Genomic DNA, 21,747 nt, shown 5'->3' with positions numbered 1-21,747 from the left:
TCAGCAACTGACCAACTACCCGGCGTAAATACAGTTAATCACTTACTTATTAGAACTCCACAGAAAAAAGCTTAACTAGTTAATGAGGGCTGCTTAACAGCAGCCCTCACACCCAATCAATTAGACATGCAAATATTGAATTTTAGATTAATTAAAATCAAGGTAACGAATTAAAAAACTTCTTCCAAATGCTTTAAAAAGGGTACCACGGTTTGATCTCTCACAGCTGGGTACATATCTCGATCAATAGTAATATGATCCAAATCGACCCAACTTTGAGCATACCAACCTAGATTGATATCTTCTGCTGCATAGACAAAAGAGTGCACCCCTGTAAATTCGATAACTTCGTCACCGCCTGCCAGTTGACGGATGTATAAATTGTCTTTATAGGGGAACTGAGTATTGAGATCAGTATAGTAGCTCAAATAAGTTGAGTTTTCGGGGTTACGGAAAAAAGAAGAAGTTACTCCCATTTCATTCTGATCCCATTTACAGACTCCATCAAAACTATGAACAATAGTTCGAATGCTACGAAAGTCCGGATCATTACGCAGAGCCTTTGCCAAGCGCATTGATAAACAACCCCCTCTGGATGATCCCGCCAAGTAGATGGTTTCTAGGTTTGATACATAAGCTTTTGACTTCAACCAATTAAGGTAGGCACTTTCTATACGAGATTTCTCAACACTATTCACCATATAGTTAAATTGTGCATCAAAAGCTACGGCAAAGAAGGTGTCATCTGCTGGAAAATACTCTGAATCCAAAACCTGCCGGGCAAGAGAGCGGCCATCTATGCTTCTGGAACAGGATTTTTCTGAGATACCACAGTTCCTTTTAAAGTTATCCTCTTGGCCTGTTACCGCACTTTCAGAACCGTATCCCGGAGGCTGTTGTCCAGCTGCAATAAATACCAAATTTCGCACATCTTCTCGTTCTGGCTGCCGTACTCTTGCAATCTGAGTGTATAATTGATATGTATTACTGACACCTTCTTGCTCCCAAGCTAGATACTCAGATTGAGTAGCTTGCTGGGTACACCAAAAGTTTTGACAGTAGCGGACACGCTCCAAGCTCACCGATAAATCTGATTTAGGCTCAAATGCCTTAGCCTGAATAGAGCCCAATAGAAACACCCAGCAAGCTAAAATCCTTATTATTTGATTATTCATTTTTCACCATTTTCAATATGATCATTCTTATATTCAGAAGGTAAAACCCTCCATCCAATCAAATAAACCAACCCCTTATCTGACCGCAGATGATTTTAACAGACGAAATGCCACCAAATAGAGAAACCAATAAAAAAACAAATCTTAAATTTTCAAATAAGAAAAAATCAAATCCAAGACAAAAAATACAACAACAGGAAAGACCTAAACAACAAATTGATAAGCAGTCAACAGTAATTCCCAACACTTAAAGCGCCCTTAAATCAGCCAAGACAACTAAAAAATCATCGACTTATTTAAGAGAACATGATCGCCGACCAACCCCTCAGAACATCTGAATACTATGTAAATAATTATATTTTTTACCCAATCTCAAGAAGAAAGCAAAAGCAGTGGACCGCGCCCCGACAGGTAACGCCACACGACCTTTCATGCTTTAATTTCGATCGTAACATACAGCACGAACATCTTAATTGATAGCAAGGTAGTGTAATGGGCGTTAAGTCGTACATTATTACTGAAAACTGAATCTAGTTGCACTATGCCCAAGTAACCCCAGCTGGCAACTCATAGCAACTATATTCCAAGTGTATCACTCTGCGACGCCTAGGGAATAAAGCTCTATCTGAAGCATGAAGAATATGAGGATACATAATTAGTGCAGAACCGGATTTTGCCTCACAGGCAACTGGAATATGCTCTTTAACATATTGATATATTTCATCTTTCTTCAAAATTCCATGTTGATGGCTGCCAGGAATAAGCTTTAAGCAGCCATTATTAGCATCAATATCATCCAGATGAATACGGATCGTAATCATTTGCTTAAGAACATGTAGTGGAGGCTGCACATGGTGAGCGCCATCCTTAACACTCCAGGGGCCCCATCCAGACTTAGTAAATTTTGAAGAGACCGCTACAGTCTTATCCTGATGCCAAGTAACAAGCCAGTTACATTTTTCATTTTTATCAAATAGGATACCCCTTACCAATCGAGGGCGCTGAATTAAGTACTTCTGCGCTAAATTTACAATCAAGTCCGATGTAGCCAAGGCCGCTATAGAGCTATACTTTTTCTCTACATTGCGTATACCTCCCGTCCGCTTAGCGAGCTTTAAATCTGCAAACTCATTTTGAAGAACCTCAAGCTGGCCTTCCGGAAAGATGCCATTAATTAAGGAATAACCTTTTTCCAAATCGATCATTATTTAATAACCACAAAAAAGAGTCCGGATTTTATGTACAGCGCACCCAATGAGCGAAATATTACCGACCAGAAAGTGTTTTCTAGCTGGAATTTTTATTTCCGGAAACTTTCATTTATGCTTTCCCCATTTACGCATAGACACTATCCGTATTTTGTGGTTTAGATTCAAAAGATCATCTTTGTCAGCTCATAATACATGAGGAATTGTTCCACGCTTCATATTACCTACCCAGCAACACACTCCTTAATAGCATATGGCACTGACACTGCTGCACCTGGAACACCAAAGCAACTGCAAGCCAGGTCAGGGCTGGGAAAAAGTGCTCTATGTCACACTTTTAACGTGGAATCCGTGCTAAATTCAGCCCATTCAAGTCGAGGTCAGCTTGATTGATTGCCGAGCCGTTTTACGGTGGCTTTCGCGCTGTAAGGTAGTAACAACTCAATCTATATTGATGTATGCCCAGTAGAACTCAATACCCATCAGCAGATAATAAGCAGTATGCCCTCCACAACAAAAAGTAAATATTTACTTACAAATTACACCTTAATGTAAAAGTAAGAATGTGACGTTATGTCGAGCAATCCCAGCAATTCATCGTCACTAGAATTAGGTAGTAGGACTATTTTTGTACAGTTAAAGGTTGCGGGTTCAGTTTTGTAAATTACTTGGTGTGCTCACTGTTGTCATGCTCCCATACTGGCCTAAATTAATTTTCTAGCCTGGCACAAACCGCCTGTGAAAAAGTTGAAGCTACTAAGAGTAGGTATGAAAAATCTACCAGAGATTTACGTACAGGTGAAACCATATGTACGTACTTTTTCTTGCTGAATGAAATGTGTATTCAGCCAAATTCTCCAATGCCAAGAGCATGGATAAGAGATAAAGATGGCTTAATAATAGAAAATATTTGCGTAATGATATCCATGTTTCTGTGAAAAAATGAACATATATCTTTTGCCATCGAGAGATTACGGTTCCCGCATTGAGCTTTCGTAATTTTTCGACTCAATGTATTACCTGGCTTACGGATAAGACTTCAGCCGAGGGCCTGGCTACAAGAGTTTTAACGCTGACTTTTTCCACAACGAAGAGATTTATTTAGATGAGCACTGACAAAAGTAATGACTCCACACCTTTTCTAGCAGGCATGAGCGCTGGTGAACAGCAATCATCTCTCTCGAATTCAGGCGCCAAATCAGTGCTTGGTGAGGGTATCAATTTTCGCGGTGAGTTGATTGGCACCGAAGATCTTCATGTAGAAGGCACCGTAGACGGTACAGTAATTATGGTTGGCCACAACCTTTCTGTTGGTACCGGCGGCGCAGTAACTGCAAACATCCATGCAAAAAATATTGTTGTTGAAGGCACACTGGACGGCGACGCACTTGCCGATGAGTTAATTGAGATCAGAAATACTGCCCAGGTAAACGGCAATCTGATTGCCCCTCGAATCAAACTCGACGACGGTGGTAAGTTCCGTGGCTCTATGGATATGGTAGATACCGACTCCGAAATGAAAGAACGCCACAAGGAATTCTCAGACCGATTGGTGCACCCAGATCTGCCGGCAACGGAAGACAAGCCAGCAAACCGCTCCCAGAACAACTCCTCCTACACTTCTAGCAGCTCAACTGCGAGTGATTCATCCCGTCTATCCGATACCAGCGACTATCTGTTTGGTACCAAGGAGACTGAAGAGGAAACAGTGGAGAGCTGAGTTAACTTCCTCAGTTAATCCTCCATACGAGCCCCGGCTATTGCCGGGGCTCTAGCTTTTGGTGTGAAAGTATGTTGCAGCATCATTCGTTTGGTATTGCCGCCTTGGTGGACGAGGTGATTCAACCAGGTGGTAAAGTAATGGATTTGGGGTGCCTCTCATTTGGCACTACACAAACCTTTTTGGAACTGTCCTGCCAGACATTTATTGAGGATTTACGTAGCCTGCTACTTGAAATCCACTCATTTGACCTGCAGACACGAACTATAAAGTTAACTGAACACCTGACCAGAAAGCCACAACGGGTAAAACTTGATGTCGTGCTCTGCTGGGACCTGTTCAACTTTATGGAACCCGAGCTTATTGCCCAATTAATTGAGGAAATCCGACCTCACTTAAAAGCTGGCACTGTCTTCCACACAATGCTGTACACCGGCACAATGCCTAAAGCCCCCGCTGACTTCAAGCGTTTGTCCGGCTTCACTTTTAACTCATCCCCCCTAGCACTGCCGGAGCCATTACCTACATACCGATACTCTTCGCTCAATCTGATGAAAACCATGGGTAACTTTTCTCTGCGCTCCTCTCTCCTGCATAGAAAAGGCATGCGTAAAGACCTTATTGAGCTGATGTTTGAATACGGTAATGTAAAGTCACAAAACGCTATACGTGCGGGGGGAACCTCAGCTGCAATTTCCGCTTTTAGACAAACAAGCCTTACCGAAATCCCTTTGACAGCACTTGATCAAGCATTAATGCACGCCAAGCGCTCTCCCGTCAGTAAAGCTCTGGATGTAGGGAAAAAAGCTGGTAGGAATATGCAGCACCTCCAGCGAGAAGTGGGTGAACTATTTATTTCCGATCTCTATTCTGCAATTCTCTGGCAATGTAGCCGCAAGGTACCCTTTGATAGCGCGGTACAGGCAGCATTACGACAGGCCACCCTGCCTGAAAACCTGGATTGTATTTTACTCTGGGATCTTCTGAATTTCTTTTCCACTGAACAAATTCAGTTAATCACGCATGCGCTATATCAGTATCTCAACAATGGCGCTGTGATGCATTTTCTGTTGTTCAAGCAAGAGCGACTTCCGGTTAATTGTGGTGTTTTCGAGATTCAGCCATCAGGCCTTGTTGGAACCTATATCCAAGCAGCTGGAAATAAGCAGGCAAAGTTCCGCACAATTACCGATGTAGTGAAAGCACTACCACAAATGAAAGTTCTAAGTCAGGGCACTGGAAGAATACCCAACGGGCCCTTTTATCACGAAATAACAATGCAGAAAGTTGTAAAGGATCAATAATGACCCAGTTTTTCTACCACTGGTTGACTAAGTTATCTCCTGAGCAGGTAACAGACACCTTTCTTATAGTTATGCTTGCCCTTGGCACTATAGCCTTGACCCTTTACCCATTTGGCAAGTTTCCACGCTTCGTAAAAGAAACGCCTTCTCTACTGACCGCTCTTGGAATTCTGGGTACCTTTATCGGTATTATTCTTGGTATCTATGGTTTTGACCTTGCTGATATCGACACCTCAATTTCAGAACTTATGCAAGGTCTGGAAACCGCCTTTATGACTAGCATCTTAGGCCTTTTCCTCTCATTGGTCTTGCGCACTATCTTCCAAATATTCAGCAAAGATCAGCCAGCCAAAGCCACTGCAGATGATATTTTGCAAGCGATCAATCACCAGCGCCAGGATTTGGCAAAGTTTCAACACAGTATTAGTGAAGAGGTTCTGCAGTCACTAACTTCAGTTGTGGAGAAGTTTAATCAGGGGCTGAACGCACAAATGGGTGATAACTTACAGCAGTTTATTCGGCAGCTGGAGGCCGTATCCCCTGCCTTGCAAGCATTAATCGATCAGCATGAGCAACACGCCGAACTTGCTGCAATATACCGTGAACAAACTACATCTCTACTGATTGAAATTAATGGTGCACAGGAGAATCTTCTGCAGTTGCATCAACGTATTACTGAATTACCGAAAATCTTTAACGTTATTCCTTCGCTGGTTGAACAGCAGCGCACTCACTCCGAACAAATCTCTGTCATGCTTAATGAACAGCAGGTATCCATTGAAATACTACAAAAATCTATTCCGGATATCGCGCCCAAGTTTGAGTCGATTACCCAGGGAATCGAAAAAGCGAATCAGCAGTTAGGCACTCAAGTTCAACATCTAATCTCCCTGAGTGAAACCCAGGCGAAAGTCTTTGAACAGAGGACGAATAAGGTCGTTGCTCTTGCCGATGTCCTAAATAATATCGACCCCAACCACTTTTCCAACATTATACAAGAGACTGCAAACAGCCATCGTGAATCAATGGTTGAGCTTGCGCAGCTTATTGCCAAGACCCATCAACAGATGATTACTGAATTATCCCAAGTGATCACTCGTGATTTGACCAATGCAGACGTAAGCATCAAGCGCCAGTATGAGTTACTGGATCAACGCTTACATAGCGAAGTTGAGAGTGTAATGGCTGCGATGGGTGATGCCCTAGGTACCTTGAGCGGTGAGTTTTCACGGGATTTTCGCCAGTTAATCCAGCAAATGAAAAGAATTGACAATCAAGTGAAGCAGGCAGCCGGAGAGGAGCATGTTTGAGAGCGCTCACTCCAACAGTGAATCCAGTGAAAGCCAATGGATCAGCCTATCTGACATGATGGCCGGCCTAATGATGGTCTTTCTCTGTATTGCCGTCTTCGTGATGCGCTCCCTAATAGATGAACGAGCCAAAATTCGAGAACTTGCCGAGTCCTATCGCGATACACAGCTGGCGATTTATCAAACTTTGCAACAGGAATTCTCCCGCGACCTTACTCGCTGGGGAGCCTCTCTGGATAAACAGACCCTAGCTATCTCTTTTAACAATAGCGATGCGCTATTCAAGACTGGGGATTTTACTTTGAGTGACAATGCGCGTGAAATTATGTCCTCATTTGTGCCCCGCTATATTGCTGCACTGACCCCCTATATGGATTCCATTGCTGCAATACAAATTGAAGGTCACACAAGTTCTGAGTGGGGTGAGCAGTCGGCGCCAGAGGAGGGGTATTTTCATAACTTGCGTCTTTCTCAGCAGCGGTCACGGGCGGTAATGCAATATGCCCACTCGCTACTACCCCCAAATCAAGCAGTTTTAGTACGTGCAAAAGTTGCAGCCGTAGGTTATTCATCCGCCCGCCCAGTCCTCAATAACAATGGTATTGAGGATCCAGATCGCTCTCGTCGCGTTGCATTCCGAGTAGTGCGAGACTCTGAAAGCCACATTTTGCAGATTCTTGAGGAGGCCCTGTGAAACTAACCGACTTGCGGCCTATTCATAAGCGTCAAAGGCAAAGCTCTCAAAATCTTCTCAATCCCGAACAGAAGCCTTTAACTATTTGCAAGCCGAGTCGAAATAGCTTGGCGAGCGCCATTCGTTTAGGTATTCAGCTGGACTATTCAGACCTCGATATACTTTCTTGCGGTTGGCGCTACCGGGGCATCCCAGTATTTGTATTTGGTCTTGAGTATTCACCCTCAACACAGGAAGATTCTTTTGGGCAGGTCCATATTTCTCCCAAATGCCCTTCAGTAAGTAATTACCAAGGGCCTCTTTGGGCGAGCAGCGACTTCGCCGCCGTACAAAAGTCCTTTCCGCGAGACAACCTAAAGCCTTGTCCGCACTGCTTGCGCCACCTTTATAGTTTGGATATTCCAGATTTACTGCACAAAGACCGCTTTGGTAATGTTACCGCTATCGATTGGTTAATTTACGCACGATACTTTGCCGGTGCAATTTTTGAAAAATACCCACTCTTCTGGCGCAACGGTGAACGCCCACAAAAAGTGACTGCACTATTCACCACTGAACCCCCGAGGTATTCCTGCTCAATTTGTCAGTGCCATATTAATGCCAACGGCTGGGCGATTAACCCTAAGCTGGCTGAACTCAGTAGTCTCCCCAGAGAAATTTGCCTTCTTTGCGCCGAGCGGAGAGCTCGTACTGTATTAGTGGCACCCCCTCAAGCAGCGCTGCGTGCAGCAACCCTGCGCTACGAATCCCTTACCAAACAGTTGGGTAGTGAACCCCAAGCATCCTGGGCAATCGCCGAGCAAGTAGTTCCCGCCTCTTGGCTTCCGCTGATCCAGAAACTGAAAACTCTGATGGGGCCGCCCAAAGTCTTTCAGGTGATCACTCCGAAAATTTTAGCCGTCTTATCCTGGCCCAGTATGAAACGTGCCATCATTGCTGATAACACCAAAGAAGCGAAACTGCCTTCTCACTATTCCGTTTGGCGCAAAGCCCAAATTGAGCAAGAACTGGGCTTAGGCTGAGCAATTACTTCATTGTGCTGCCTTCGGGCAGCTGGCTTTTACAAACATCCGGCTTCCTCACTCTCAAAATCTATCAATAAGAAAAATTCTAGAAGATTCTTAAAGTTGCACGCAGGTATTTCCTACTGCGGCTTATCTGATTTAGATATAGCAGACCATCAACAACTTACTATTTTCAATAATTTTATAAACGCATGACTTAAATAAATTATTTGATATTATTTTTAAAAGACACTCTATCAAATGCTTTTTATCCTATTTATACTCTCAACCTCTTTTACAAGCTTTGCAAAAGCAGCTTCTTGGTATTGGAAGGTTATAAATATCATGATTACGGTTTAAATTACCGCCAATAATTTTCTGCATAGGATTTCCCCCTCACAATTACATACTCTTTAGGGACTTAAACAAAACGATCCAGTCGGAAATCGAAGTAGTACGCCAATACCCTCGAAATTTCGTACCACTTTTAGCGGTAACTAAGATCTGACTCAGTTTTCAAGTTACTTTTAATACAGGTTTATCATGATGCATAGTCGGCACACAAAAATTCTGTCAAAGATTTTTCTTACAATCGCACTCTTAGCAGTAACCATTGCTGTACGTGCGGACGAAGCATTGCAGAAATTTCTCGAACAGACACTTACCACAGCACGTGACAAAAACGATCTTCCTGCCGTCGCCGCGCTGATTCAAATCGATGGCAAGACTGCTGCTATAGCTGCAGACGGTTTTCGTGCACATGGTCATATGGAACCAGTCACTATCGACGATCGTTGGCATATTGGATCGAATACCAAGGCGCTAACTGCAACAATGATCGCACGCTTAGTTGAGCAAGGTATCATGCGATTTGAGGATACACTTGCTGATTCTTTTCCGTCTTTCGCAAAAAATATGGACCCCGCTTACCGCAACATTACGATCACGCAATTGCTCAGTCATACCGCAGGTTTATCACCTCTGACCGACAATAATGAACTTCCTCAATTTGAAGATTTAATCGAGTCAGTACCCAGTATTCGGGCGCAACGTATTGCGGTTGCACGCAGTTACCTTGCAATGCCACCTACATCCGCAACTGGTTCATTTAAATACTCCAATCTCGGTTACATTATCGCGGGTGCCATCGCCGAGGCACGAACAGGCAAGACTTGGGAGGATCTCATCAAGGAACAGATCTTTACTCCGCTTGGCATAAAGAATGCAGGATTTGCAGCGCCCGGATCCTCTGGAAAGTTGGACCAACCGCGTGGTCATAAAAAAATCTGGTGGGGCAAGCTCGTACCACTCGATCCCGCTGACATACAAAGTGATAATCCTCAAGCGCTCGGCCCCGCCGGCACAATCAATATTTCTCTAAAAGATTGGATTCTCTTCGCAGAGGACCAACTCAATGGCGTACATGGCCGCGGTAAATTACTGAAGCCCGAAACTTATCGCAAACTACACTCACCCGTAAATGGTCATTACGCACTGGGCTGGGGGGCATTGTACGATCCAGAGTTATTGCTGCTTACACACACCGGTAGTAACGGCTATTGGCTCACTGACGCACGTATCATGCCAAAGCACAACATAATTTTTCTAATCGCGATGAACTCCGCTGGTGATACTGCAGAAAAATCAATGAAAGATATCCGCAAGGTTCTTATGGAGCGCCTAACACAATTTGAGTGAACCTAAAAAGCGGACTTGTCTTGACAAGCCCGCAATCCAGCGGCTGCTGGAATATATACTTGATAATTAATTAAAGTCAGCAGCGCGTATCGGATAGTTATCAGAGCCAGCCTCCAAGATCCAAGCCCATGGCTCTGCGAATAAAGCGAGTCAATTATATTCCTGACAGAATAATCTCACGGAAAACGCATACCGTCATCCGCCACAAGAATCCTATTTATCATACATAGTACTGAGCAATTTATTTAAATATAAAGACTCAAAAATACACTGCAACTTGATAAAGCTATAGCTTTCAATAGAGAGAATTCTTAAAGATGTAATCTAGAATTTCCATTCAGAGAAAAATCATAGCTTTCGCTTGCCGCCTTTTAAGAGCCACAAGTTCCAACCTAATTCATCCATGCCAGCCACCTTTTAAGGCTCCATCACTGTTTGAATTAGAAGAATTGAATATTACCGCTGGGCGTTAAACAGGCTTTGCCCACTGCCATATTAAGTGTGGTGGCACTCTTCCCGATGGCAAGGAAGTTCGTGATACTGTTCGAGCGACTTTCTGCTTTATCAAATTGGAAGAATCGTGACATGTGGCGCAACGCCATAACTCCACACCAGCCAATCAAGGTGCTTAGAAAATATAGCGTTCAAGTCAACTCAATGCTGAATGCATTAGCGCTGCTCAGTAAATCGGGGCATTAAGTTATAAAAGACATCGGGCTTTTGAAGAGAGGAATCTCCAAGCCCATAGAAGCCCGGGGGTATAAGGCATAATAGTCTGCCTCTAATGCATCATTAGAGGCGGCACAGATTTTGTGTAGTGTGCTTCCCCGCTACAAGATGATCAGCGACGAGCGGCAAAGATACCGCCGGCCATCACTACCAGCGAGGAAAGCATTCCCACACCAACCAAACTATAAAGACTGATAGACTGGCGCGCGGCTTCGTTAAGCACTTCGCCAAAAGGAAATTGCCAGGCAACAATACCCGAAGCCGCCAGCACAGCGATGTATTGAACACGACTGGCGCGACGTTCGTTCTTCTTGGAGGGCATTGGCAATTTTGCCATGACGCTCTCGCAGAAACCGTCATCGTCCAGGTAGGGCTCATCGAACTGCAGCTGCTCTGCCAGCCAAGCATCAAATTGTGGGTCTTTGCCCTCTATAGTTAAATCGCCCAAGGCGCCACCCTTTGTGTTGCGCTGTTCAAAGTTAACCATTGACCACCTCCTCGCGCCACGGCTGCAACAAGCTCTGTAGCTTTGCTCGCGCGCGGTTGACATGGGATTTTACCGTACCTAGCGGCAACTTCATAATACTTGCCGCTTCCTCATGGGAGAAGCCCCGCTGCATACACAAGTGTATCGCCTGGCGTTGGGCATCGCTTAAAGAGTCCATTGCGGAGTTCAGGTCCCGGGCCATCCCCAGGCGCTGAGACTCTTCAACCGACTCTTCCGCCTGGGCCCGATCGACCGCCTCCTGATCCACTTCTGGAGCGTTCTTGCGTTTGTGGCTCATGACGAGATTGTAGGCGATCCGGTACAACCAGGTGCTAAAGCGGGCATCTCCCCGAAATGCCGGCAGCGCCTTATAGGCCTTAATAAAGGCCTCTTGCGCCATATCATCGGCCAGGCCCTGATCGCCATCACACAGCTTGCGGAGCGAGAATCGCAGCTGGGATTGATAGCGACGCACCAGCTGGGCATATGCCCGCTGGTCCCCGTCTTTGACGGTGCGCCTGATCAAATCCTCATCATTGAGGTCCATATTTCGGTCCCTACGCCTGCTTAGTATCGAGCTTCCAGTTGATAAAGCGGGCCAGGCCGATAAACAGTGGGATCAAGCCCAGACTACCTACCCCAAATCCTGCAAGGGAAGTGAGCCAGATAAACACTGCAGCACCCACTGCGATTAGAGTAATCCCTCTGTCCCCAGTATTCTTAGGGCTGCTATCTTCCAGCATATCCAACATCTCAGGCGGCACATCCCGACCATCAGCCACCATGTTATTGATATTTTCCATCACCAGCTGTTTCTTCCTGTAGCTATTGCGAGTTACCAGCCACACGATCAACACCGGCATGCCGAACACACAAAGTAAGGCCAGAATTGGTAAAGTCACCACTTGGTGGAAACCAGAATCTGATTGAGACTCTTCCCAGCCCTCATGTGAAGAGTCATATTTTTTTGACAGGCCAATCTGCACATTGTCTGGCACACTATCTAGAGCCTCTTCAGCCACCTGTCCCCGCTCATCGAGAATCCCCTTGCGCTCCAGTTTCTCGATAATGCGCTGGCTCAGAGGGCCTCCGAACTCAGCTCCCAAGTCCACCTGGACCTCACTGCGCTCGCCGTCCTCTCCCTGGGTTTTGATGGTGAGCACACCCTCCTCATCACGCATGATGCGTACACGCGTATCTGGCTTAGATGCCTCACTTTCCATTGCCGGCGGCTTTGGCGGGTTGGGTATTGTGCTGCTGTCATCCTGTGCCCAGCTGCCCATCGCGGCAAAAGTAGCTGCCAGCGCCGCCAACCAGTAGGTAGCTACCCGCAGGGATTGTGAATTTCTCGCTCTCATTAGTTACTCTCTAATCGTTGTCTTTCTTGTACTGTTTAACCGTCGGCCCGGGGAAGCCCTGCACGCTACATCACTGTTATGCGGCCTCGGCTGTAAGGTCCGGGGGTGGCGCCTTGGGGAGCTCTCTCCTCGGCAATCCGCACCGGGTAGGGAAGCCCGCTGCCTTCAACCTCACTGCCTGACTTACATTCATTGAGCTTTTGCATAAAGTGCTGGTCTGTTTTCTCAGTGAGCTGACGATGAATATCATCCACCGAGAATCCCAGCTCCGCCGCTCCGGCCTGCATGCCGCCAAGCGCCAAAATCAGTACGGCGCAAAATTGTACCTTCTTAAATGATCCCGCAGTAAACATTGTGACCTCCAGATCGCTTTTCCTTGTACACCTCTATGACGGAGCCAGAATTGATTTTGGATGCAGGCGCAAAAATATTTTTTTAAACATTTTGTGAGAGGACTTCTTCCTATGGCTACTGGACCAATAAGTACAAAAGTCGCAATAATCGGCCTGTAACCATTGGGGAGCGCGTAGATGACCGGTATTAAGGAAATACTGATCTTTTGGTTTGGTGATCCCGCTTTAAATTACCGCCCTACACCTGAACGGCAGAAGCGGTGGTTTTCGGCAGACTCAAAGCTGGACGAACAAATGGCTGAAGACTTTACCGAGATCACCAATTTGGCCCTTGAGGGAAAGCTGGATCACTGGCGCCAAAGTCTGGAGGGCGAGCTGGCCCTGTTGCTGTTATGCGATCAATTCGCCCGCAATATCCACCGCGGTAACTCTCTGGCCTTTAAGGGGGACCCACTGGCTCTCGATATCACCGAGTCGATTCTACAGAGGGCAGATGAGCAAAAACTTGGGCTGTTTCAGCAGATTTTTGTCGGCATGCCTCTTGAGCACAGTGAAAACTCCGCTATCCAACAGCGCTCCGTGGCATACTTCGCCCAGTTGCAGAAGCAGTACGGGGATGATGAGTCCATCGCCCCTTATCTCGCCACCCACTATCGATACGCCCTGGCCCACCAGGCGATTATCGAGCAGTTTGGCCGCTATCCGCATCGCAATGCGGCCTTAGGCCGCAATTCCACTGAAGAAGAAAAGCACTGGCTGGCACAAGGGGGCGGCTTTAAATAATGGATTTACTCGGATGGTTATCACTTGCAGGAATCTGTGCCCTAGGCGCAATGTCACCAGGCCCTAGCCTGCTTATCGTAATGCGCTGTTCCGCCTCCGGTCTTCGGCAGGGCCTCGCCAGCGCCATTGCGCACGGCGCGGGCGTTGCCGTTTACGCTGCGCTGACAGCCTTTGGCCTCGCAGTACTGATTACCAGCTCTCCACTACTATTCAGTATTCTGCAATGGGCCGGTGCAGCCATGTTGGTATACCTGGGCTGGAAGGCCTTCCGAGCCCCGGCTCCCGGCTCGGGAACGACCCAGTTGGAAGCCCCCCACATGAGTGTTCGCCGCTCGATCGTACAAGGTTTCGGGGTGGCCTTCTTTAATCCCAAAATCGCGGTATTCTTTACTGCCCTATTCAGCCAGTTCGTATCTGAGCAGCAGGCTCTCACAACCAAGCTCGGAATGGCTGCCATGGTTTCAGGAGTCGATACACTCTGGTATTGCATCGTTGCCCTGGCAGTTCATGCCAGCCGCAAACGTCAACTGGTTAGCAAGCACCTCGGCCACCGCATCCAGCAGCTGTTTGGTCTGCTCCTGATTGGCTTGGCCGCACGTTTGGTATTCACTATTTAGTGGGTAGGACCTAAGCACGATCTCCGTACAGGCGTGCCAAAATCGAAACTTACCCCCGCAAGAATGATGATTAGGCACCCCAAAAAAAACAGGCCCGCAAACGGGCCTGCACAGTGCGGAGGTTGCAGCCTGGATGCCTGGGGGGAGTACATCCGGCTGCAGTGGCGCATTATGACAGTTACGACAGCTTCCTAAAGACGAATCATCGCAATAGCAACTCTCTTGAGCGCAACGAAACCTCCGCCACTTCAGTTCCAACCACCATTGACACTGAATATTTATACAGTTACCGTATAGCCATACAAGCAAACTGGAATGTCTTAAAGGCAATTGGGAGGCATATCATGGCCGTAGTAGCTGTTTGGAAATGCGATCGAGACGGAGCAATGTTCGACAACAAAAAAGATGCTGAAGAACACGATAAGATGCTGGAGCTTGCAGCCAACATTACCACGCTCATTGAGCGCAGTATTGAAGGTATTGATGAGCAGGTGAGCGAAGAGATCGGCCTGTTGCTGGCCAAGCGTCGCGATGCCCTGGCCAAAGCCTGCAAAGGCAAACCAGAAGTTCTGCTGGAAGAAGATGAGAGCGGTGAAGAGTCCTCCGACGAGACCGTTACTCCCTTTGCTGCAAACCAGTAAAACTGCCAGAAGAAATTTTCTGGTAGTAATTTAAAGTTTCATCCCTGTACTCTGCCCGGTTCAACCGGGCTTTTTTGCTGGGCTTCAGTATTTAGCTGAAGCCTCTCACCGCATAAAGATCGTTAATCGTTCCAGATCGCCTAAAAAATTCTTTACTGCTACAAACGCTTTTACAGAGATCTTATCGATATCACAATATTGATCACTGCGAGTATTAGTATCACCAGCCAACTGATTAATGTGCCCCAAAAGCGTCCGGCATGGGTACCTCCCTTACCCGCTGTCAGGCCATAAGCGTGGAAAATGCGGGATAGAAAAAAGGCGATTCCAAAGACATGCAACCACAGTGCAGATAAGCCCCCTAGCTCCGCAAGCAACAAGAGCAGTAATGCGATGGGGGTATATTCAACCGCATTCGCGTGCACGCGCACACGAATCTCATTATGACGATCCTCGCCAGTGCCAATGCCTACTCGCTTAGTGCGACGAAATTGAACGACCCGGCCTGCCAAGTAGATAATGAGGATTGCACAGAGGCTGGCATATAGCGCTGTAATATTTACCATGGCATTTTCCTTTTTCTTATTAATACGAGATGTAAATATATCCCTATCACCACACAGCCCACCACACCAATGCTAAACAAGTGGCTGGACCTTTTTGTTCATTTTTCGTCACACAAAAAAAGAGCGGGCTTTGCCCGCTCTTCATCTGCTCACAAACTAAGCACTAGTTAATTGCGATAGCCAAAGTCGTGCCCCTTGCTCGGCTTAAGATGACGATCGCGCAGGCGGGTTGAACGAGTAACCAAAGATTGGGGCTCTCCCTCAATCAGTACCTGTTCAGGGTAGCTGGTTACTTCCAGTGGATCACCGCTCCAAACTACAATATCAGCATCGGCACCTTTCTCCAGGGTACCGCCACTAAGGCTAAAGATATCTGCCACATTTGTACTGATAGACTTCAGAGCCTCCTCGTAGGACAACCCGTGGGCAACAGCATTACCAGCAGACTGACGTGAGAGGTATACATTGTGGGTAGAAGCGTAGTCGGGACCACTAATGGCAACTTTCACACCAGCTTTGGTTAACAAAGCAGCATTATCCAGGCGGGCGCCAAGGCTGGAGAAAGAAATGGGCAGGTTGTTAATCGCATCAATCACGACAGGCACCTGAGCTTGGGCCAGCTGCTCCGCCACCATCCAACCTTCAGCCGCCCCCAGCAGCACCAGCTTTACATTGTAAGTCTTAGCCAACTCAATAGCCGCAAGGATATCGCTGGCACGATTAGCTGTAATTAATAGCGGTTCCGTTCCATTAATCACCGGCTGTAAGGCCTCGAGATCCGCAAGACTATAATTCAGCTCTCGCCACTCTCCCAGACGAATCGCTGCACGATTGTCCCGGTACTCCTTAGCCTCATTCAAGGCATTCTCAATTTTCGCATAGGCGTTTGCACGGCTACCACCGGCCAGTTGAGCACCGGCCTCACCCAAATAAGCCTTCTGGGCAACATCTTCCGCCTCGACACTATCGAACTCACCATTGAGTTTGATAGCAAAGCCGCGTCCGGCAAACACTCTCTGGGCCTCTACCGCAGCGCTATCCCAAGTACTGATAGCTGGAAACACCACAGCGCTGGTAACACCACCAGCCCGGTTAAAAGGGATCAATGTAGATTTGGGGTTGTATGCGGGTACAGGATTGAAGGCGCTGCCGATACTCTCACCAGTTACCGCATGGTCGTTGGTGCCACTGGCTGCGCTGATCTCCACCAGTCCCAATTCAGAAATGGGTGCAATAACTCCAGGAGTCACCACCTTGCCTTTCGCATCAATTACCCGATCGGCAGGCATATTCAGCGAGGGAGCCACCTGCTCCACTTTACCGTCCACTACCAGCACATCGGCAGATTCCAGTGTGCCCATATCAGCCAGGGTGTGTACCTTGCCGCCCTTAATCAGGATACTTTGCGCCTGAGCCCCTGCTGTCAAAACCCCCAGGGCCAGCGCATAGAATACAGCTATTTTTTTCACAGTCGCTCTCCCTCTGCATTGAGAATACCAAGCTCAAAATCACTGCGCGGTTGGCGCTTTTTATCGGAGCGATCGTACATCAGCTCCCCATCGATAAAGACCTGATCAACATGGGTATAAACACTGAACGGGTTGCCAGACCAAATAACAACATCGGCCATCTTACCCTTCTCAAGGCTGCCGGTTTGCTTATCGATACCCAGTGCCTTAGCGGGGTTCATGGTCATCCAGGTCACAGCATCCTTTGGCTGAATATCGAAACCTGCGCGCTGACCTGCAGTCATCGCTTTAGCAACTTCTTCATTCAGGTGCTGAACGCCCACACCGGAATCCGAGTGAATCATCGCACAGGCCTTGGCCTGATCGACGATAGCAATATTTGCCTCTGTCATATCGAAGGCTTCGTGCTTAAAGCCCCACCAGTCAGCCCACATCGCAGCACATACATTGTTCTCCGCCAGCAGGTCGGCGACTTTGTATGCTTCTACTGCGTGGTGGAACGTAGAGATCTGGAAATCGAACTCCTTGGCAACATCCATCATCACCGCCATTTCCTCTCCGCGATAACAGTGATTGTGTACCAGGATATCGCCGTTCAGAACGCCTGCCAGGGTCTCTAGGCCAAGGTCTCGCTCTGGTTCATCTCCACCCTTCTCTACATATTCCTCCCACTTCTTCTTATAATTGCTGGCCTCAATCCAGGCATTGCGGTAGCCAGCTACATTACCCATGCGGGTTGAAGGGGAAGTACCTTTACCACCATAAACACGCTTAGGGTTCTCGCCACAGGCCATCTTCAGACCGTAGGGCGCACCGGGAAATTTCATGTCCTGTACGCTGCGACCCGGTACATTTTTGAGGGTTACACTGCGGCCACCGAACAAGTTGGCAGAGCCCGGTAGGATCTGCAATGTGGTCACACCGCCAGCCAGGGCTAAGGGGAACTGGGGATCCTGTGTCCATACAGAGTGTTCCGCCCATACCTGCGCGGTGTTGGGGGATGTCATCTCATTGCCATCCTGAGAGGACTCAATAGAGGGGGCGGGATAATCTCCCAGGTGAGAGTGCACATCGATAATTCCGGGGGTCACCCACTTACCTTTGCCATCGACAACCAAGGCGTCCTTGGGAGCCTCAAGATCTTGACCGATCTTTGCAATCTTTCCGCCTTTCAATAATAGGTCTGTGTTCTCTAATTGCTCCCCAGTCCCAGTAAGCAAAGTGGCATCCTGAATCAGCACCGGCCGGGACTGAGTAACAGAATAAGTTGAAGGGAAAGCATCCAGGCGAGCAAAATCCAGAGATCTCTGCTCACTCCCGGCTTTCTTCTCTCCGCAGGCAGACACCAACAGCGAGGCACAAAGCAAAGCCGCGATGCCGCGCCCGAAAACTCGAGAATGCAGCTGCATAGTTATTCATCCAATGGTTTTGAAGATGGCGGTGAATGCTATCAGTTTGTCTGACCTTAGCCACTACTTAGAGAAGAAAAGTTCGCTTCTGAGAAGAAAAGCCCCAAAGAATTAACGAGAAACTCGTCTGCTCTGCAAGTGGATACCCATCACATTTGAATAAACACACAATTACAAAAGGGTTTATAAATGTCGGCATGTCAGCAAAGACTGCAAACCAGCCCTTAAAAGGCCCCAGGTTCCCTATATACTTTTTTGTTTCCACATGATGCAGTTTCTGGTGAAAAAATACTCAATAATTATTCCGGAGGAGAATAGGTGATCAAGGAAAACAGCTTGCCGGTATTCCCCACATCCACTTATGTCACCAGTAGCCAAAGCCGGGATTCCCAGCAAGTCTATGAGGCTTTACGTAAAAGTGAAGAGCGCTATCGCGAACTGGTTGAGCATGCGAATTCCATCATTATGCGCTGCGACAGGCACGGGCGAATCACCTCTTTTAATGAGTATGCTCAACAACTTTTTGGCTACTCTGAAGCCGAAATTATTGGGCGGCATCTGATCGGCACCATAGTGCCCGCCTGCGAGTCCAGCGGCCGGGATCTACGTCAACTCATTCAACATGTTTGCGATAATCCACAAGAACATCGCTACAACATTAACGAGAACATCACCAAGTCTGGCAAGAGGGTTTGGATTGCCTGGACTAATAAAATCCTTTCAGATGAAAGTGGCTGCCCAACAGGCATACTCAGTATTGGAACCGATATCACCAAACAGCGCCTGCTGGAGGAGGAGTTACGCCAAGCGCAAAAAATGCAGGCTATTGGCGAGCTAGCCGGCGGCATCGCACATGACTTCAACAATATGATTCATGGAATCAGTGGTTATGCCGAGGTTATCCAGCAGATAGCGGAAGACCCCCGTATCAGCGAATACACCAATCATATACTCACTACTGCCCGCCATGCCGCTGAGCTGACTAAGCAGCTGCTTACCTTTGCTCGCAAAGGTAACTATCAACTAAAAGATTGCAATACCCATGAAATCACCCGCGATGTCTGTGCCATGCTTGAGCGCACCATTGATCGGCGTATTCGCGTTGAACAGCAACTAGAAGCTGGCCGGCCTCATGTAGTCGGCGATCCCGCCCAGTTGAAAAGTGCATTATTAAATATCGGCATCAACGCCAAGGATGCCATGCCGAGTGGAGGCACTCTGCATTTTAGTAGTAGCAATATTACCTTTGAAAAAATTACTACTATCGCAGATTTTGAAGTGCAACCTGGTCATTACCTGTTAATCACCATTCGCGATAATGGTACAGGTATGCCCCCTGAAGTGCGCCGCAGAATTTTTGAGCCTTTCTTCACCACTAAGGAATGCGGCCGGGGTGCCGGACTGGGTCTCGCCGCAGTGCATGGCACCATCCATTTGCATAAGGGGGCCATACAATGCCATAGCATTGAGGGAGAGGGCAGCACCTTTAATTTGTACCTGCCGATTGCCGAAGCAAAAGTAAGTAGACAGCAAAAACAAACTGTACCGCAATCTGCCAAACGCCAACTTCGTATTATGGTGGTGGACGATGAAGCCATTGTCCGCAGCTATTCGAAAACACTCTTTGAAATGAATGGCCACAGCGTAACCACTTTCGCTTCGGCGGAACAGGCAATCACCTATTACCGACAGCATTACGAACAGGTAGACCTGGTGATTCTCGATATGATTATGCCCGGAATGGATGGCCAGGAACTATTCGCCTTTCTGCAGCGCATCAACCCGGAGGTGAAAGCATTGCTTTCAACCGGGTTTAGTGTCGATAGCAAAGTCCAGGAAGTTATCAAAGATGGGGTTCTCGACTGTATCCAAAAACCTTTTACTTACGATAGGCTCAGCAACAAAATTGAGGAATTGATTTTAAGCGGGCAACTGATAACAACAGCGCTTTGAATATCTAAAATAACTTGTGTCTTAAAGCAAAAAAGCCACTTACTTTAAGAAAGTGGCACACTTACACGAATACTTGCCAGAGAAATTACTCTGGCAAGTATTTTAAAGGATAATATGCGGAAGGTAGCGACTCATATCCTGAGTTATAAGATTACTATCCTCGCGAATTGAAATACCCGCAGCCATATCATCCACTAGCCAGCTACCCACCAGGGTAAAACTCTGACCAAACTTCGGCAGTGGATGCATAGCCTGATAGATAAAGCCCTCTTCTCCATAGGGCCCATCCGAAAGCGATTGCACATCTTCTCCGCGTACTACTGAAATATTGGCTCCCTCACGGGAGAAAATGGGCTTCTTAACCAGCTCCGAATAGCCCTCAGCTTTATCCAGCTCATCTTCGAAAAATGAAGGTAGTAAGTTGGGGTGCCCGGGAAACAACTTCCACAACATGGGCAGGAGTGCTTTATTGGATAATATCGCCTTCCAGGGTGGTTCCAACCAACGTACGTTATTGCCCCCCAACAGAGAGCCAAATTCCTCGCGGAACATAAACTCCCAAGGGTACAGCTTGAACATCCAGGTAATTACCTGATCGTCTAAATCGGTAAAATCTCCCTGCGCATCACAACCAATATCTTCGATAAATACAAAATGATTAGTGATGCCGGCTTCACTGGCACAATCTTGCAAATATTGAACCGTACCGCGGTCTTCTACCGTATCTTTGCAACAGGCAAAATGTAGTTCTCGACCAGGGGTCAGGAACTGTACATCGCGAAAGCGATTAACCAGCTTTTCCTGCAGGCTGTTAAATTGATCAGACTGTAGGGGAAGTGCCCGCCTATCTACATTATCCTGCAACCAAAGCCACTGCCAAAATCCCGTTTCATATAGGCTGGTAGGCGTGTCGGCGTTATTCTCATAAAGTTTGGCCGGACCCTGCCCCGAATAGGCAAAATCCAAGCGAGAATAAAGGCTGGGGTCACCATTTTTCCAGGAAGCGCGGACAAAATCCCAGTGCTGCTCCGGTATGCGGAAGCGCCTTAACAACGCCTCATCCTCAAGCACCTTAGCGACAACATCCAGGCACATTGCGTGGATTTCTTCGGTGGGGTCCTCAATATCCTGCTCTATCTGTTCCAAAGTGAACTGATAGTAAGCAGTTTCATCCCAGTATGGCTCCCCATACATGGTGTGAAAATGGAAACCAAACTCCTGCGCCCGCTCTTTCCAGCGCGGGCGCTCACCGATCGGCAACCTCAGCAC

21 protein-coding genes are annotated in these 21,747 nt (G+C 47.3%); 11 read left to right on the top strand and 10 right to left on the bottom strand.

Annotated features, from left to right (window positions below):
• Positions 1-170 precede the first annotated feature (170 nt).
• Complete coding sequence (locus ACJJJA_RS09645) at positions 171-1,175, bottom strand: hypothetical protein (RefSeq protein ID WP_444904422.1); 1,005 nt, start codon at positions 1,173-1,175, stop codon at positions 171-173.
• 89 nt (positions 1,176-1,264) lie between these two features.
• Here ACJJJA_RS09645 and ACJJJA_RS09640 point away from each other — a divergent pair, with 89 nt between their 5' ends.
• Positions 1,265-1,426, top strand: coding sequence for a hypothetical protein (locus ACJJJA_RS09640; RefSeq protein WP_444904421.1), 162 nt, complete (start codon positions 1,265-1,267; stop codon positions 1,424-1,426).
• Positions 1,427-1,714: 288 nt separating this feature from the next.
• Here the strand turns inward: ACJJJA_RS09640 and ACJJJA_RS09635 are convergent, their stop codons facing one another.
• Positions 1,715-2,380, bottom strand: a complete 666-nt coding sequence (locus ACJJJA_RS09635; RefSeq protein WP_444904420.1) for a phytanoyl-CoA dioxygenase family protein — start codon at positions 2,378-2,380, stop codon at positions 1,715-1,717.
• 1,108 nt (positions 2,381-3,488) lie between these two features.
• On the opposite strand from ACJJJA_RS09635, the gene ACJJJA_RS09630 reads away from it, so the two are divergent.
• The 6 genes from ACJJJA_RS09630 to ACJJJA_RS09605 all read left to right on the top strand — a co-directional run bounded on the left by ACJJJA_RS09630 (position 3,489) and on the right by ACJJJA_RS09605 (position 10,113).
• Positions 3,489-4,103 (top strand): bactofilin family protein, encoded by a 615-nt coding sequence (locus ACJJJA_RS09630; RefSeq protein ID WP_252085430.1) that lies wholly within the window; start codon positions 3,489-3,491, stop codon positions 4,101-4,103.
• A 71-nt stretch (positions 4,104-4,174) separates the two neighbouring features.
• Positions 4,175-5,407 (top strand): hypothetical protein, encoded by a 1,233-nt coding sequence (locus tag ACJJJA_RS09625; RefSeq protein WP_444904419.1) that lies wholly within the window; start codon positions 4,175-4,177, stop codon positions 5,405-5,407.
• A complete protein-coding gene (locus ACJJJA_RS09620) occupies positions 5,407-6,717 on the top strand; it encodes a MotA/TolQ/ExbB proton channel family protein (protein WP_444904418.1) in 1,311 nt (436 codons plus the stop codon). Before ACJJJA_RS09625 ends, ACJJJA_RS09620 begins: the two co-directional genes overlap by 1 nt.
• The gene (locus tag ACJJJA_RS09615; RefSeq protein ID WP_444898541.1) at positions 6,710-7,411 is read left to right on the top strand and encodes an OmpA/MotB family protein; all 702 of its coding nucleotides are present in this window, start codon (positions 6,710-6,712) and stop codon (positions 7,409-7,411) included. The genes ACJJJA_RS09620 and ACJJJA_RS09615 overlap by 8 nt, the downstream gene beginning before the upstream one ends.
• Entirely contained in the window at positions 7,408-8,433 is a 1,026-nt protein-coding gene (locus ACJJJA_RS09610) for a hypothetical protein (RefSeq protein ID WP_444904417.1), read from the top strand. The genes ACJJJA_RS09615 and ACJJJA_RS09610 overlap by 4 nt, the downstream gene beginning before the upstream one ends.
• A 525-nt stretch (positions 8,434-8,958) precedes the next feature.
• Positions 8,959-10,113 carry a serine hydrolase domain-containing protein gene (locus ACJJJA_RS09605; RefSeq protein ID WP_444904416.1) on the top strand — a complete coding sequence of 385 codons (1,155 nt, stop codon included), beginning with the start codon at positions 8,959-8,961 and terminating at the stop codon, positions 10,111-10,113.
• Positions 10,114-10,954: 841 nt separating this feature from the next.
• On the opposite strand, the gene ACJJJA_RS09600 is transcribed toward ACJJJA_RS09605, so the two are convergent.
• The 4 genes from ACJJJA_RS09600 to ACJJJA_RS09585 all read right to left on the bottom strand — a co-directional run bounded on the left by ACJJJA_RS09600 (position 10,955) and on the right by ACJJJA_RS09585 (position 13,040).
• Positions 10,955-11,329 (bottom strand): hypothetical protein, encoded by a 375-nt coding sequence (locus ACJJJA_RS09600; RefSeq protein WP_252085423.1) that lies wholly within the window; start codon positions 11,327-11,329, stop codon positions 10,955-10,957.
• Positions 11,322-11,876 (bottom strand): sigma-70 family RNA polymerase sigma factor, encoded by a 555-nt coding sequence (locus ACJJJA_RS09595; RefSeq protein ID WP_252085422.1) that lies wholly within the window; start codon positions 11,874-11,876, stop codon positions 11,322-11,324. Before ACJJJA_RS09595 ends, ACJJJA_RS09600 begins: the two co-directional genes overlap by 8 nt.
• Positions 11,877-11,886: 10 nt before the next feature.
• The gene (locus ACJJJA_RS09590) at positions 11,887-12,687 is read right to left on the bottom strand and encodes a DUF6249 domain-containing protein (RefSeq protein WP_444904415.1); all 801 of its coding nucleotides are present in this window, start codon (positions 12,685-12,687) and stop codon (positions 11,887-11,889) included.
• 65 nt (positions 12,688-12,752) lie between these two features.
• Positions 12,753-13,040, bottom strand: coding sequence for a hypothetical protein (locus ACJJJA_RS09585; RefSeq protein WP_444898546.1), 288 nt, complete (start codon positions 13,038-13,040; stop codon positions 12,753-12,755).
• A 177-nt stretch (positions 13,041-13,217) separates the two neighbouring features.
• Between ACJJJA_RS09585 and ACJJJA_RS09580 the strand changes: the two genes are divergently transcribed.
• From ACJJJA_RS09580 to ACJJJA_RS09570, 3 genes are all read left to right on the top strand, one after another.
• Entirely contained in the window at positions 13,218-13,823 is a 606-nt protein-coding gene (locus ACJJJA_RS09580) for a DUF924 family protein (protein WP_444904414.1), read from the top strand.
• Positions 13,823-14,440, top strand: a complete 618-nt coding sequence (locus ACJJJA_RS09575) for a LysE family translocator (protein WP_444885390.1) — start codon at positions 13,823-13,825, stop codon at positions 14,438-14,440. The genes ACJJJA_RS09580 and ACJJJA_RS09575 overlap by 1 nt, the downstream gene beginning before the upstream one ends.
• 344 nt (positions 14,441-14,784) lie before the next feature.
• A complete protein-coding gene (locus ACJJJA_RS09570) occupies positions 14,785-15,081 on the top strand; it encodes a YebG family protein (protein WP_252085417.1) in 297 nt (98 codons plus the stop codon).
• A gap of 170 nt (positions 15,082-15,251) precedes the next feature.
• Here ACJJJA_RS09570 and ACJJJA_RS09565 read toward each other — a convergent pair whose 3' ends face one another.
• The 3 genes from ACJJJA_RS09565 to ACJJJA_RS09555 all read right to left on the bottom strand — a co-directional run bounded on the left by ACJJJA_RS09565 (position 15,252) and on the right by ACJJJA_RS09555 (position 18,525).
• Complete coding sequence (locus ACJJJA_RS09565) at positions 15,252-15,647, bottom strand: MAPEG family protein (protein ID WP_444888626.1); 396 nt, start codon at positions 15,645-15,647, stop codon at positions 15,252-15,254.
• A 167-nt stretch (positions 15,648-15,814) separates the two neighbouring features.
• Entirely contained in the window at positions 15,815-17,116 is a 1,302-nt protein-coding gene (locus tag ACJJJA_RS09560) for an amidohydrolase family protein (protein WP_444904413.1), read from the bottom strand.
• Entirely contained in the window at positions 17,113-18,525 is a 1,413-nt protein-coding gene (locus ACJJJA_RS09555; protein WP_444885393.1) for an amidohydrolase, read from the bottom strand. Before ACJJJA_RS09555 ends, ACJJJA_RS09560 begins: the two co-directional genes overlap by 4 nt.
• 318 nt (positions 18,526-18,843) lie before the next feature.
• On the opposite strand from ACJJJA_RS09555, the gene ACJJJA_RS09550 reads away from it, so the two are divergent.
• Positions 18,844-20,478 carry a two-component system sensor histidine kinase NtrB gene (locus tag ACJJJA_RS09550; protein ID WP_444904412.1) on the top strand — a complete coding sequence of 545 codons (1,635 nt, stop codon included), beginning with the start codon at positions 18,844-18,846 and terminating at the stop codon, positions 20,476-20,478.
• Positions 20,479-20,580: 102 nt separating this feature from the next.
• Here the strand turns inward: ACJJJA_RS09550 and ACJJJA_RS09545 are convergent, their stop codons facing one another.
• A complete protein-coding gene (locus tag ACJJJA_RS09545; protein ID WP_444904411.1) occupies positions 20,581-21,747 on the bottom strand; it encodes a glutathionylspermidine synthase family protein in 1,167 nt (388 codons plus the stop codon).

It is taken from the genome of Microbulbifer mixtoriginis (SeqCode) (assembly GCF_052466865.1).
Note: the sequence above shows the minus strand (reverse complement) of the source record. Positions and strands in the feature narration are given on the sequence as shown.

Coding starts and splice junctions, on each gene's coding strand:
- ACJJJA_RS09595 (WP_252085422.1), bottom strand. CDS start 11,876: ATGGACCTCAATGATGAGGATTTGATCAGGCGCACCGTCAAAGACGGG.
- ACJJJA_RS09635 (WP_444904420.1), bottom strand. CDS start 2,380: ATGATCGATTTGGAAAAAGGTTATTCCTTAATTAATGGCATCTTTCCG.
- ACJJJA_RS09625 (WP_444904419.1), top strand. CDS start 4,175: ATGTTGCAGCATCATTCGTTTGGTATTGCCGCCTTGGTGGACGAGGTG.
- ACJJJA_RS09640 (WP_444904421.1), top strand. CDS start 1,265: ATGATTTTAACAGACGAAATGCCACCAAATAGAGAAACCAATAAAAAA.
- ACJJJA_RS09645 (WP_444904422.1), bottom strand. CDS start 1,175: ATGAATAATCAAATAATAAGGATTTTAGCTTGCTGGGTGTTTCTATTG.
- ACJJJA_RS09555 (WP_444885393.1), bottom strand. CDS start 18,525: ATGCAGCTGCATTCTCGAGTTTTCGGGCGCGGCATCGCGGCTTTGCTT.
- ACJJJA_RS09600 (WP_252085423.1), bottom strand. CDS start 11,329: ATGGTTAACTTTGAACAGCGCAACACAAAGGGTGGCGCCTTGGGCGAT.
- ACJJJA_RS09565 (WP_444888626.1), bottom strand. CDS start 15,647: ATGGTAAATATTACAGCGCTATATGCCAGCCTCTGTGCAATCCTCATT.
- ACJJJA_RS09620 (WP_444904418.1), top strand. CDS start 5,407: ATGACCCAGTTTTTCTACCACTGGTTGACTAAGTTATCTCCTGAGCAG.
- ACJJJA_RS09590 (WP_444904415.1), bottom strand. CDS start 12,687: ATGAGAGCGAGAAATTCACAATCCCTGCGGGTAGCTACCTACTGGTTG.
- ACJJJA_RS09575 (WP_444885390.1), top strand. CDS start 13,823: ATGGATTTACTCGGATGGTTATCACTTGCAGGAATCTGTGCCCTAGGC.
- ACJJJA_RS09605 (WP_444904416.1), top strand. CDS start 8,959: ATGATGCATAGTCGGCACACAAAAATTCTGTCAAAGATTTTTCTTACA.
- ACJJJA_RS09585 (WP_444898546.1), bottom strand. CDS start 13,040: ATGTTTACTGCGGGATCATTTAAGAAGGTACAATTTTGCGCCGTACTG.
- ACJJJA_RS09580 (WP_444904414.1), top strand. CDS start 13,218: ATGACCGGTATTAAGGAAATACTGATCTTTTGGTTTGGTGATCCCGCT.
- ACJJJA_RS09615 (WP_444898541.1), top strand. CDS start 6,710: ATGTTTGAGAGCGCTCACTCCAACAGTGAATCCAGTGAAAGCCAATGG.
- ACJJJA_RS09570 (WP_252085417.1), top strand. CDS start 14,785: ATGGCCGTAGTAGCTGTTTGGAAATGCGATCGAGACGGAGCAATGTTC.
- ACJJJA_RS09630 (WP_252085430.1), top strand. CDS start 3,489: ATGAGCACTGACAAAAGTAATGACTCCACACCTTTTCTAGCAGGCATG.